Source organism: Bartonella sp. AC62GZZY (assembly GCF_042196525.1).
Taxonomy (GTDB): domain Bacteria; phylum Pseudomonadota; class Alphaproteobacteria; order Rhizobiales; family Rhizobiaceae; genus Bartonella.
In genome coordinates, this window is record NZ_JBHIQN010000001.1 from 340207 (window position 1) to 353181 (window position 12975).

Genomic DNA, 12975 nt, shown 5'->3' on the forward strand with positions numbered 1-12975 from the left:
CACATTAATTCACGCAGTTTTTCTCTCAGTAAACGAGCTTTTTTAAAGATAGTACGGATATTTTTTCATTGCTTAAAAACGTACTCCATAAAAACAATATCATATCCATATAATATATTATCCAATGAACTTAATATAAATAATATATAGATTATAGAAATATTATTTATTAGATACATTTTTATTATAATTATAGATTAAAATAAATACATATTGACATTTTTGGTAGTTTTATTTATATACAATAACTAATATTATTCTATATTAAAATAAAACTAAATGGATTTTATAAATTTACGTTTTATGCCAATGTGGAAAAGAAGTAATTAATATATTATATTTTAATGTTTTTTTATATACAGGAGGGAAAAATGCTCACAGCATTATTTATAGCTACTTTTTCTATATCAACAGTTGTTTTACCTTTAATATCAGCGCTTGTTCCTTTTTATCCGTAGAATGAGCTTTTAATAAAGTAAATAAAATATGTATGCAATGTTATTATTGTTTTTTTTCGTGTTTATTATTATTAATATTTAATATTACTGTAGTTACTGAGTATTTTCTGTGATTTTATAGAGGAGCTTATTGATATTTTCTATTTAACTTTAACTGTCAACATATTTTTAAAATATATAATTATGCTCCTCTATAAAAATACTTTCTTTTTCTGAAAGAAGTATAACATATTTCTTTCATTGCTTAAAAACATCTATATTTACTAAACTCTTGCGTGTAATATCTTTGATTGTCTGAGTACCAGTCAGTGTCATAGCTACCCGCATTTCATTGGCAAAAAGATCAAGGAGATGCATAACACCTTTCTTACCTGCTGCTGCAAGCGCATAAACAAAAGCACGGCCAATCATAACAGCATCCGCACCTTGTGCTATCATGCGTACAACATCAAGACCAGAACGAACACCAGAATCCGCTAAAATAGTCAAATGATCCTTTACAGCATCTGCAATTTCAGGCAACGCTCGTGCTGTTGATAATACACCATCAAGCTGGCGTCCACCGTGATTGGAAACAACAATACCATCAGCACCAAATCGTACGGCTTCTCGCGCATCTTCTGGATCAAGAATACCTTTCAAAATCATTTTTCCTTTCCAAAAATCGCGAATCCATTGTAGATCATGCCAACCAATTGAGGGATCAAAATTTGCACCAAGCCAACCAACATAATCATCCAATGCAATCTTCTTTTTGAGATAAATGGAAACATTTCCAAGATCATGAGGGCGCCCCATAACACCAACGTTCCAAGCCCAATATGGATGAGTCAAAGCTTGTAAAAAACGACGTAAACCAGCATAAGGACCAGACATACCCGAATGCGCATCACGATAACGTGCACCAGGAATTGGCATATCAACTGTAAAAACCAACGTGCGTACACCAGCCAACCAAGCCCGTTCTAGTGCATCACGCATGAAACCGCGATCTTTGAGAACATAAAGTTGAAACCAAAATGCACCTCCAATCGCTTCTTGCACTTCCGCAATAGGACAAACTGAAACAGAGGATAGTGTAAAAGGAATCCCTTTTGCCACTGCAGCACGCGCTGCTTTTACCTCTCCACGACGTGCATACATGCCCGTTAGCCCAACAGGTGCGAGCACAATCGGTAGACCAAGTGTCTGATCAAAAAGCTTGATTGAAAGATCAACTTCACCAACGTGGCATAGAATCCTTTGACGCAGTGCAAGTGCTTGAAGATCTGTACAATTACGTCGCATCGTTTCTTCAGCATAAGCCCCACCATCAATATAGTGAAAAAGAAAGGGAGGAAGACGACGCTTTGCTGCCTTACGATAATCAAGTGTTGAAGAAATAATCATTGATGGCACCATTATTCCTAAATGAAAAGAGAAAACATCCTAAAACGCATAAAAGCGAATCCATGTACCTACCTATTCGCTATTCTCCCAAAGCACTCTATTGAATAGATAGAAGCAACAGAGACTGCAACTTTCTAAAAAAACTAATTGATAAAAACAACGTCTTTATTGCTCTTATCCAAATTTAAAATCTCACAGTATGAAGTATCATTAATAACGTATCTACTCATATATTCTTCATGTGCAATTAAAATGTTATACTCTCTTTAAAGCAATCCCTCTTCGAAAGCGATTGCTCCGTAGCTTAATTAGTTATAATTTAAAGTCGCGTCTCTCCCCAAAGATCCTTACATTATCAGTTATTAAGAATATAGAGTGTCATTAAGTATAAATCATCCCCCCCCAAAAGATGAAAAAATCCTTTATTAATACTGGAAATAAAGCTGTCGCATACATGCAGAAATCTTCGTATATCAATATTCAAAATTGAGATATTTTACTTATTCATAAAAGTTTATAAAAATATATAGTGCCTAATGCACATAAAGCATAAAAACTTTTAATGTTCATACCAATAGAAACTATTCATATTTAATTGAATAATTTTCTAGCAATATTATATCTTGAGGCTATAAATGAGTTACTAAAATTAGAACAATGTTTATTGAAAATAATTGTTACTAAACTGGATTAAAAATTTATTTATTAGCTCTATTGAATTTTAGTAACCTATTGATTTATTATAATAGTAAATATGAATAACATATTGAATATAGTAAATTTCTTTCATTGTAAATTTTGTCATGATGAAATAATCAAAACTATTCTTTTGCACAATCATAAATGGAGTTCGTATAGATAGAATCTCTTGAAAAAAGAAATAAAAATGCCTCTCATATCCTCTCAAATACAAAGCCCTAATCTTGGAAAATGCATGGCGCCGGTTTTTTAAAGAACAAAAACTTTTCTTTTATTCACAATATATTTCCTGCGTACATGTTATCAAAATTTGTGGTTTCCAACTCATTTAAAATGCTTAGACAACTTTAAACCCTGTGCTTGATAATGTGATCCAACATCATGTCCATAAAGGGTTGAGGGCCGATTAAGCATATGTTCATAGACCAAACGACCAATCATTTGGCCATGCTCTAAGATAAAAGGAACTTCATGGCTTCGCACTTCTAAAACCGCTCTTGCTCCTTTTCCACCCGCTTCCATATGCCCAAATCCTGGATCAAAAAAGCCTGCATAGTGCACCCTAAACTCACCAACTAAAGGATCAAAAGGAGTCATTTCTGCGGCATAAAGCGGAGGCACATGAACAGACTCTCGTGAAACTAAAATGTAAAACTCATCAGGATCAAGAACTAGCTCTCTGTGATCTCGATCAAAAAGAGGTTCCCAAAAATCTAAAACGTGAGCAACGGCGCGTTTATCAATATCAATAACGCTTGTATGATGTTTACCACGATAACCTATAAGCCCGTTTTCATCTCCCTTTAAATTAATAGAAAGTCCAATACCATCAGCACTAATATTAGGAAGATCCTCCGATATCAGTGTTTCTTGCCTTTGCAAAGTGTGCAACTCAATTTCATTTAAATAACTTTGCCCTTTTCTAAACCGAAGCTGTGATAAATGTGAGCCAGTACGCACCAAAATTGGAAATGTTCGTGGACTAACTTCCAAATAAAGTGGACCATGATAACCAGCACAAATTTTATCAAATTCCTGAGCATTATCCGTAATGACACGTGTAAAAACATCTAACCGCCCCGTAGAACTTTTGGGATTGGCAACAGCAGATAAAAATTCTGGTAAAGCTAAAGTTTCCAAAAGAGGAACAATATAAACACACCCCGTTTCTAAAACGGCTCCGTCTTGTAAATCAAACTCATGCAACTTTAACCGTTCAAGCTTATCCAAAACTTTTGCATCAGAACCCGGCATAAAAGAAGCACGTATACGATAAGCTTTCTCCCCTAAACGAAGATCAAGGCTTGCTGGTTGTATTTGAGATCTATCAAATGGATACTGAGCCTTGAGAAAGTTATTATCAATCAAAGCTTGTATATCACTATCTGCTAAAATACCGCTTATACGCGCCATATATTGCCTTCCCTTTTTACTGTATTTCTTTTTGACCCAGATGATCCGTTGGTGCAAGCCATTTTTAAGGTGATAAAAACTATTTTTTTGTTTTTTCAAACTGATTTGTTAACATAAAATAAAATACTTTGAATAATGAAGAACATTTTGCCTCTCTTTAAAAGTAAACAAGAGGTATTGTAAAAATAATATTTTCATGCTCTCTTATTCTTGAATGTCGCGCAAATGGTGTTATCATAATTTCTTATAAACCCTTAAGATTCCTGTTAGAATTTATTATGATTATACGCCATCTTAGCGAAAATATTATTAATCAAATCGCCGCTGGTGAAGTTATTGAACGACCAGCAAATGTTGTCAAAGAACTTGTTGAAAACGCTATTGATGCTGATGCAACGCGCATTGAAATCATTACAGCAAATGGTGGAAAAAATTTTATCAAAGTTAGTGATAATGGTTGTGGGATTCCTGCAGATCAGTTAACTCTAGCAGTTTCTCGTCATTGTACCTCAAAGATTACCGATGATGTACACAATATCTGCTTCCTTGGGTTTAGAGGAGAAGCCCTCCCCTCTATTGGTTCTGTTGCAAAACTTAAACTCACTTCACGAACAAAAAATGCTGAGAGCGCTGCTGAAATTTCCGTTACTGCAGGAAAAATTGTAGGTCCCAAGCCAGCTGCTGCAAATCCTGGAACAATTGTTGAAGTTCGTGATCTTTTCTTTGTCACACCGGCACGATTAAAATTTATGAAAACTGATCGGGCTGAAACAAATGCTATTAGCGACATGATTAAGCGAATTGCTATCGCATTTCCACATATCCGCTTTTCTCTTTCAGGACTAGACAGAACTTCTATAGAACTGTCTGCTACAGAAAATAATACTCAAGGACAATTACAACGTATTACGCAAATTATGGGAAAGGAATTCGCCCCTAATAGCATTGCACTGAATGCTGAACGCGAAGCAGTGCGCTTAACGGGTTTTGCTTGCTTGCCATCTTTTAACCGAAATAACAGCCTACATCAATTTGCTTATGTTAATGGGCGTCCCGTGCGTGATAAATTTCTATGGAGTGCACTCCGAGGTGCTTATGCTGATGTTATGCCCCGTGATCGTTATCCTGTCGCTATTCTTTTTATTGATCTCCCACCTGCTGAAGTAGATGTTAATGTTCACCCAGCTAAAGCTGATGTACGATTCCGTGATCCAGGATTAATTCGTGGTTTAATTGTTGGAGCTATTCGTGAAGCATTGCAGCAATCTGGTATTCGTCCAACTTCAACCCGTTCTGAAGCAATGCTTACTGCATTTCAAACACAACAACCATTGGCACAACAACCATTAGGCAATTTTAAGAACACGCACCTGTTCTCTTCTTATAACCCACAGCCTCATCATTTTACCAGCGCTTCAATGGTTCACAAACCCCTAGATATTACTAGCTCTTTTGATTTAAAAGAAGATGCTACTCCTATTATGGAGGGCTTAAATATACCAAGTGGAGATGCATACATTCCAAGCACTATACCTTCATCAGAAGAGTTATCTTATCCACTAGGAGCGGCCAGAGCACAAATTCATAAAAACTATATTATCGCCCAAACACAAGATAGTTTGATCATTGTCGATCAGCATGCAGCTCATGAACGATTAGTTTATGAAGCACTCAAAAATGCACTTTATTCCAAACCACTTCCTTCACAGTTATTACTTATTCCTGAAATTGTAGAACTCTCTGAAGAGGATGCAACATGCCTTTTAACGCATAAAGATGCTTTGCAAAAATTTGGATTAGGAATAGAATCATTTGGACCAGGAGCAATTGTTGTGCGTGAAACCCCTTCCATGTTAGGAGAGATCAACGTCCAAGCTCTTATTAAAGATCTTGCAGATGAAGCCGCTGAGTATGATACAACAAACAATTTAAAAGCAATGCTTGATTATGTTGCAGCAACGATGGCCTGTCACGGCTCAATACGGTCAGGGCGCCTTTTACGCCCCGAAGAAATGAACACACTATTACGACAAATGGAGGCAATACCTAATACAAGTACATGTAATCATGGACGCCCTACTTATATTGAACTCAAATTGGCAGATATAGAACGGCTTTTTGGCAGAAAATAAGCTCTTCATCATTTTTACAAGAAAAATATTTTAAAATTAACTCTCGACTTTATAATATATTTTATGGCACTTTTCTTGAATCTCTAGTATCAAGTAAAAAGGAGTTATAATGTTTCCCAATGGTGAACGCGAAGCAAAAATTCATTATTCTAATAACGGATATGACATTATAGAATATGGTACCTATACCATTTGTGCTGTTAGCGGGCAAAAAATCCCTATAGATGATTTAAAATATTGGAATCATCACCGCCAAGAAGCATATGCTAGTTGTGAAATATCCTATCAGCGTGAACTTGAGTGCAACCCATATCTCAAGCAATTATTAAAAACAAAAGAAAAATAACCTCTCGAAAGCTACAAATTTAGCCTTTGCCTTTTAGACAAGAAAATTCAAGGGAACGTTTTCTAAAGCGGGTCATGACCTCTTCAAGGACCATACGACAGAAGTCTTTTTGAACAAAATCGACATTCACATCAAAGACAATAAGATTTTTCAAACCTTTTTGCGTGTGAATTGTCTGTATACGGATATAATCTTTAGCTGTTGTTGCTAGCCATAAATTGTGCATTTTAGCTTTTTGTATAAGGCTTTTTAAATTTTTATCTGTGAAAAAATAGTGGTCTGGATATATGTAAGTTTGCACCACATGACCGGACAATTCTTTAATAGATTTAAAAAATTTATCTGGATTGCCAATACCAGCAAATGCCAAAAATGATTTTCCTGAAACCTCATCAGAGGCACTGGCTTTAAGATGAGCACGATATAAAGGCTTTCCAGTACGCGAAACAAGAAAAACGACATTATCAGGCGCATCGGAATGACCAATCAATAAAACACTATCCATAAAAGAAAACTGCGTTTTTAATGGTACGCGCAAAGGTCCTGCTGGAAAGACAGCTCCATTACCAAAACCGCGCATCGCATCAACAACGAGTAACGCATAATCCATATAAAGACGGCGACTTTGAAATCCGTCATCCATTAAAATAAGATTACATCCCTCTTGTTTAAGCCGTTGTGCTGCTGCATAACGATTAGGTGATACAGCTACAAAAGCATGCTGTGCAAGTAAAAGTGCCTCATCTCCGACACTATATGGAGTATCATATTTCTCATTTACAAGATGTACCCCTTTAACTGATCCACCATAACCACGAGATACAATACCAGGTACGAAACCAAGTTCTTTAGCCACTTTTGTAAAAGCAATAACAACCGGCGTTTTACCCGCACCGCCACATGTAAAATTTCCAATACACAAAACTGGCAGATCAATCACGGGAGGCTGTCTTGTCATAAAACGACTTGAAAAATAACCATACCCCCATGAAACTGGAGCTAACACAAAACGCAAAAAGCTTTTATTTTTCCACCAAAAACGAGGGGCGCTAATATGCATATCTACCCTGACGCTGACGTAAACCTGTTTGTATTACAAGGGGTTGTAAAAATGGATCTAAAATCTTTAATGTGCGCTCAAATGCACCTGCCATACCTGTCGCCACTTCATGAGCCTTATCAACCATTTCTTGCCGCAATGTTTCATTTGTTAAAAGCCTATACACCTGAATAGCAAGCTGTTTTGTATCTTGAACCATATATGCTGCATCATGTGTTAGAAATTGTTTGAACATCTCTTGAAAATTTGAAACATGGGGTCCTGTCAAAATAGCGGAACCAAGCAAAGCCAATTCCAATGGATTGTGTCCACCATTTCCACATAAGGATTTACCAACGAAAGAAACTTTCGATAAGCGAAGAAAAAGTCCCATTTCTCCAATGGTATCTCCCCATAAAATATCGGTATTCATGTTTGGAACAGCATCTCTACTCCTACGAATAAAACTTAACCCCTTATTATCGCATTTTCTGATAAGATCTTCTGAACGTTCAGGATGACGAGGCACAATAATTGTTAATAAATCTGGCAAATAATTTTTAACAATTTTATGGACCTCAAAAGCAATCTCCTCTTCCCCTTCATGCGTTGAAACAGCAGCCCAAACTGGGCGATTGCCGATAGCATTACGATAACGTGCAAGCAATTCTTGATTTTCAACCAGAAAAACATCAGCCTTGAGATTACCAGAAAACGTAACAGATTTTACGCCAAGTGTATGGTAATAAGCTACATCTCTTTCATTTTGACCAATCGCCAAATCAATATCCTTAAAAATATGTTTGGCAAGAACACGTCGTTTTTGCCAAGCTTTAAAAGAACGTTCAGACATATGGGCATTAACCAAAATCTGCGGAATACGCATTTTTGCAAGTTCTTTAATACGAAGAGGCCAAATTTCTGATTCACAAATTAAGACGAGATCAGGCTTCCAATGACGAATAAAACGGCGCACTGCAAAATCTAAATCCAAAGGAGCATATTGATGAATCAATCGATGACCAAAATGTTTTTTTACAAGAGTGGAAGATGTCACCGTCCCAGTTGTTAATAACACATTGATTTTTAATGATAAAATATAATCTATAAGTGGAACAAGCGCAAGTGTTTCTCCAACACTTGCTGCATGCAACCAAACTAACGAACCTTGGGGACGGGCATGAGAACTTTTGCCTAAACGCTCTTTTTTGCGACACCACTCTTCTTTTCCACGGATAGAACGAAAAAATAAATAAAAAGGAATAACAGGACATAAGCAAAAACCAATTATTCGATAGGTTAAAAGAGCCGCATGTGCCTTTAATTCTACCATTTAAAATCACCTCATCCAGCTATTTTAAGATATCTATATACTTATTTTGTTAAAAAATTCATCAACACTATTGGGTGCATCAATTATTTTAAATACCACACGTATCTTGGATAAAAAACGCTTCCGCCATGAGAAAACTCAATACACAAAGAAAAAAGAAACGTAATTTTATCCCACGTTTTTTCAAAAATCTTCCTATAAGAATAACATATACACATTATTTGAATTCCCTTTAATGAAGTTTTTTCAATTATATCGATTTATCATTTCAATTTGCACCCTATAAAAAATTTACTCAAAAATAACAAAACTACAATTCAGTTGATTATAATTTTGAAAATATAAATGATAAACCTATGACATAGATTGTATCAATTTTTTCAACTCACTGAATAAATACTTCTTATGATTTTAGTGAGACTTTGAATTTTGCACGTTGGTATTTTAGAGAAAAAGCTTATTTTTACATATGTTAGGTATTGTCAATTTTTCAAAAAATAGCCCATATAGACATTACAACCTAATATAAATACAACAAATAAAATGTGTTTAAAAGGAAGCTCAATCTCTATTATTTCATTTCAATAAAATGAATATGTCAAACTAATCTTAAAAAACTTTTGAATAGTATAGAGTCTTCATTTTAAATTGTGATATAATCTCTTAAAGGTAATCCAGAAAAATCTAATCTCGTTTAATAAAGAATTTCTTAAAAGTCTTAAAGCAATTTAAATAAGAATGTTCAAAATTTTAAATCCTCTCTTTTCAGGAGGTCGCATGATATATTATTCCTTTTAAGATTGTATATCATCAACACAAAATGATTAACTTATAGATTGTAGTTTTAAATGAGTACTCAAGAAACCCTTATGAGGTAAGTTAACTTCATAAATCTATCCAGTTTCTCTAAGTTTCTAATTTTGATAAAGTTTCTAACGACTTTCATGGTTTCTAAGCTTATAGTAATAACTCGTTGAAAAAGTTCCAATAGATAAATAACGAGTGCTAATAATCTCAACAGAGTAGTAATTGGTATCATTAATAATGCTACTCTTTTTATTAATCTTAACGCATTAGTGTCTCATACCTCATTCAAAAGCAAAGTGACTATTCACAATATAATCATAAACTTCGAGTGATAGCTGTCATGATAATATTGCTGTTGTAAATAGGTTGATAGAAACTGTCTTGCATTTTTATTAAGCGTAAAGATGGTGGTGCAATAATGGATTTATACCTTGCGCGATTAGAAGAAATGGGAGTGATATCGACTGATCAAAACTACTGTGGACCACGGCATTCGCGGCCTTTTGACCGGCATCGCAGCGGATTTGTTTTAGCGGAGAGCGCAGGTCTGTTCGTTATTGAAAAATTATCTAACGTACTGGCGCGGCAGCGTGAGCCATTGGCCTATTTATTGGGTTACGGCGGTGCACTTTGCGCACAGCATATTGTAGCGCCGCATAAAGATGATCTCGAAATGCAACTGTCGATGGAGCGGGCCATCGAATATACGGATGTTGACCGTACCGCTATTGATTTTGTGAATACACATGGGACATCGACAGTACAAAATGATCAGCACGAAGCCAGTGCAATCAGAACGGTTTTTGGCGCGCACAACCCGGCGATTGTGGCGACAAAATCTTGGCACGGGCATCTGATTGCTGCTGCCGGTGCGATGGAAATTTTGGGTGTACTGGTTTCTTTTCGGAACAATGTTTTGCCCAAAATTTTGAATTGTGATGAAATCGATCCTCAATTGCCTGCTGGCATTGCGCTTGTGAGGGAGCATCAGTACCGACCGCTTAAATACGCATTGAAAAACTCTTTTGGTATGGGTGGTGGCGCAAGCAGCTTGGTTTTAGGGAATCCACAATATCTGTAAGGGACACCTCATGCTAACAATATATTCTTTATTAGAAAGAAACTGGCAAGTGATTTGTCATCACAGTCATTATTCGGCAGAGGATGTCACCATGATGACAAAAGGGTGTGCAGATACCGTAGTTAGATATTTTCGTGATCGCCCGCAAAAGGAGAAAAAAGGAGAAAAATAAGTTGTTTGTTTTTGTGATTAGAAATAATTTCGAAGGTCTAATCAGCTATTTTGTTGCGTCTGTGCTAAAATTGAAAGCTTGGATCGTCAGTATTCATGATTTAGACATTGTTGATATGCTGGTTGATGCCAATTGCATTGCGGCTGTTGTAATAAGCCATGAAGTTAGGAATATTAGTATCATCAGTCACCGGATTAATATCGCGTTTGATCACTGTTTTTCAACTGTGAACGAAAATCTGGCTGATTTTACAGCATATCCGTGCGCGCATTTCTATTTTTGTACCTCCAGAACAACCAGTAAACCCAAGTTGATTCAATATCATGAAAATATTCTGATTGAGAATGCCCTCGCGGTGAGCCAATCTCTTGGACTAAGTAATGAAGATTGCTCATTGTGTTATTTCCCTGTGCAGTATATGTATGGTCTCTCTACTATGCTATGTGCCTTCTTATTGGGATAATACTTTGATTTATAATGATAATCTAGCGTTATTCATATTGAATGAGAGTCCCAAATAACGTAAGATTCTCTCATTTCAAAGCTGTTTATCTTGAATCAATCAAAACCATTCCCTTGCACGTCAAAAGCGGGGCTGGTGTGTGGGTAAAAACTGTATAAGAAAGGTGTAAAAAATGGCTCTTATGAACCGTCTTAATGCAAGATCTGTCGCAAACATTGGGGGCTGGCAAATATAATGATGGTGCTGGCTTGTTACTTCATAAGCGTAAAGATGGAGGTGCTCAATGGATTTTACGGTATACCCTTCACGGACGTCGTCGTGAAATGGGCTTGGGAGCGTTGCGAGATGTCTCTTTAAAACAAGCCCGTGAATTGGCAACTGGGTGGCGTTCGGTTTTACGTGAGGGGCGTGACCCCATTAAAGAGCGGGAGAAACAAAAGCGTGAGGCAATAAGCAATCTTCATTACTTAAAAGATATTGCCGTAGATGCTTTTGAAAGTCGGAAAGCTGAATTAAAAGATGATGGTAAGGCTTGTGATTGGTTTTCACCTTTACGTCTTTATATTCTCCCTAAATTAGGCTGTCTACCCGTTTCAGAGATTACTCAAACAGAGATACGCAATACTCTTGCCCCTATTTGGCATACAAAAGCTGCAACAGCAGAGAAAGCATTGATACGTCTTAATCTTTGTCTTAAACATGCGGCTGCATTAGGTTTGAATGTTGATTTACAAGCAACAGAAAAAGCACGCGCGCTCTTAGGCAAACAACGCCATAAAACGCAAAATTTTCCAGCTATGGATTGGAGAAAGGTTCCGGCTTTTTATAAAACACTTTGCGAAACAACAACAATGACACAACTGGCTTTACGTTTGCTTATTCTGACAGGCGTTCGTACTTTTCCTTTATGTCATATCCATAAAGATCAAGTTGAGGATGATATCTGGACTATTCCTGCTGAGAATATGAAAGGAAAACGTGATACAACAAAAGAATTTCGCGTGCCTTTATCATCAGAAGCATTAGAAATTTTAAAACAAGCGCGCCTTTTATCACGCAATGATTTCTTCTTTTCTGCAACAGGTCGCGGTCCCCTCGCGCATAGGTGTATGGCTCAATATATGAAACGTATTGGACTTGAAGCCTGCCCGCATGGCTTTCGCTCTAGTTTACGCAATTGGCTTGCTGAAACAACCGATGCCCCCTATGAGGTCGCTGAAACTATTTTAGCTCATACGGTCGGCGGTAAAGTAGAACGTGCCTATCGTCGTACTGACTATTTAGAACAGCGCCGCGTTTATATGGATAAATGGGCGGCTTATGTCACTGGTCAATCTTAAGATATGGGGTGAATAACCCCATGACCTGTGGATAACTTTATCTCTCTTCTCTCTCATTCTTTCTCAATAAGAGTCATAATTTATCACATGAGAATTTATATGATAAAATATTGTTTTCTATAAATAAAATACCTTCAAAAATAAACCAAAATGTGCTTAATAAATAGGCATGATTTGTTTCCATTTTTTGAGAATGAAAGGATTTTAGAATGATAGAAAATGATAGTCTTTTAACAGACCGTGAAAGTGCAAAATTGCTTCATATGAGTGTCTCAACTTTCCGCCGTCATGTTACCAATGGCT

Annotated in this window: 8 protein-coding genes and 2 pseudogenes; 6 read left to right on the forward strand and 4 right to left on the reverse strand. The window is 36.4% G+C overall.

The genetic code is table 11. The features are described from left to right. Positions 1 to 695: 695 nt before the first annotated feature. Together lldD and ACFIML_RS01545 are read right to left on the reverse strand one after the other, a co-directional pair. Positions 696 to 1847: an FMN-dependent L-lactate dehydrogenase LldD gene (lldD, locus tag ACFIML_RS01540; RefSeq protein WP_375607383.1), complete on the reverse strand. Its 1152-nt coding sequence runs from the start codon at positions 1845 to 1847 to the stop codon at positions 696 to 698. Positions 1848 to 2870: 1023 nt separating this feature from the next. Next, a complete protein-coding gene (locus tag ACFIML_RS01545; protein WP_375607382.1) occupies positions 2871 to 3959 on the reverse strand; it encodes a 2'-deoxycytidine 5'-triphosphate deaminase in 1089 nt (362 codons plus the stop codon). Positions 3960 to 4237: 278 nt separating this feature from the next. Between ACFIML_RS01545 and mutL the strand changes: the two genes are divergently transcribed. Beyond that, positions 4238 to 6091, forward strand: a complete 1854-nt coding sequence (gene mutL, locus ACFIML_RS01550) for a DNA mismatch repair endonuclease MutL (RefSeq protein ID WP_375608065.1) — start codon at positions 4238 to 4240, stop codon at positions 6089 to 6091. Between the two features lie 109 nt (positions 6092 to 6200). Beyond that, complete coding sequence (locus tag ACFIML_RS01555) at positions 6201 to 6437, forward strand: DUF2093 domain-containing protein (RefSeq protein WP_375608064.1); 237 nt, start codon at positions 6201 to 6203, stop codon at positions 6435 to 6437. A gap of 19 nt (positions 6438 to 6456) precedes the next feature. Here the strand turns inward: ACFIML_RS01555 and lpxK are convergent, their stop codons facing one another. Both lpxK and waaA read right to left on the reverse strand, forming a co-directional pair. After that, positions 6457 to 7497, reverse strand: coding sequence for a tetraacyldisaccharide 4'-kinase (gene lpxK / locus ACFIML_RS01560; protein WP_375687215.1), 1041 nt, complete (start codon positions 7495 to 7497; stop codon positions 6457 to 6459). Then, positions 7487 to 8809 (reverse strand): lipid IV(A) 3-deoxy-D-manno-octulosonic acid transferase, encoded by a 1323-nt coding sequence (waaA, locus tag ACFIML_RS01565; protein ID WP_375687217.1) that lies wholly within the window; start codon positions 8807 to 8809, stop codon positions 7487 to 7489. Before waaA ends, lpxK begins: the two co-directional genes overlap by 11 nt. Positions 8810 to 10034: 1225 nt before the next feature. Here waaA and ACFIML_RS01570 point away from each other — a divergent pair. The 4 genes and pseudogenes from ACFIML_RS01570 to ACFIML_RS01585 form a co-directional block, all read left to right on the forward strand. Continuing rightward, a complete protein-coding gene (locus ACFIML_RS01570; protein ID WP_375607377.1) occupies positions 10035 to 10697 on the forward strand; it encodes a hypothetical protein in 663 nt (220 codons plus the stop codon). 134 nt (positions 10698 to 10831) lie between these two features. Next, a complete protein-coding gene (locus ACFIML_RS01575; RefSeq protein ID WP_375687219.1) occupies positions 10832 to 11332 on the forward strand; it encodes a hypothetical protein in 501 nt (166 codons plus the stop codon). 172 nt (positions 11333 to 11504) lie between these two features. Next, positions 11505 to 12672, forward strand: a pseudogene (locus ACFIML_RS01580) (tyrosine-type recombinase/integrase). Between the two features lie 209 nt (positions 12673 to 12881). Then, positions 12882 to 12975 (forward strand): annotated as a pseudogene (locus tag ACFIML_RS01585) (DNA-binding protein); the annotation flags it as partial.

Excerpts from the sequence above, each read along its gene's own strand:
- lpxK (WP_375687215.1), bottom strand. The coding sequence starts at position 7,497 with ATGCATATTAGCGCCCCTCGTTTTTGGTGGAAAAATAAAAGCTTTTTG.
- ACFIML_RS01555 (WP_375608064.1), top strand. The coding sequence starts at position 6,201 with ATGTTTCCCAATGGTGAACGCGAAGCAAAAATTCATTATTCTAATAAC.
- ACFIML_RS01545 (WP_375607382.1), bottom strand. The coding sequence starts at position 3,959 with ATGGCGCGTATAAGCGGTATTTTAGCAGATAGTGATATACAAGCTTTG.
- lldD (WP_375607383.1), bottom strand. The coding sequence starts at position 1,847 with ATGATTATTTCTTCAACACTTGATTATCGTAAGGCAGCAAAGCGTCGT.
- ACFIML_RS01570 (WP_375607377.1), top strand. The coding sequence starts at position 10,035 with ATGGATTTATACCTTGCGCGATTAGAAGAAATGGGAGTGATATCGACT.
- mutL (WP_375608065.1), top strand. The coding sequence starts at position 4,238 with ATGATTATACGCCATCTTAGCGAAAATATTATTAATCAAATCGCCGCT.
- waaA (WP_375687217.1), bottom strand. The coding sequence starts at position 8,809 with ATGGTAGAATTAAAGGCACATGCGGCTCTTTTAACCTATCGAATAATT.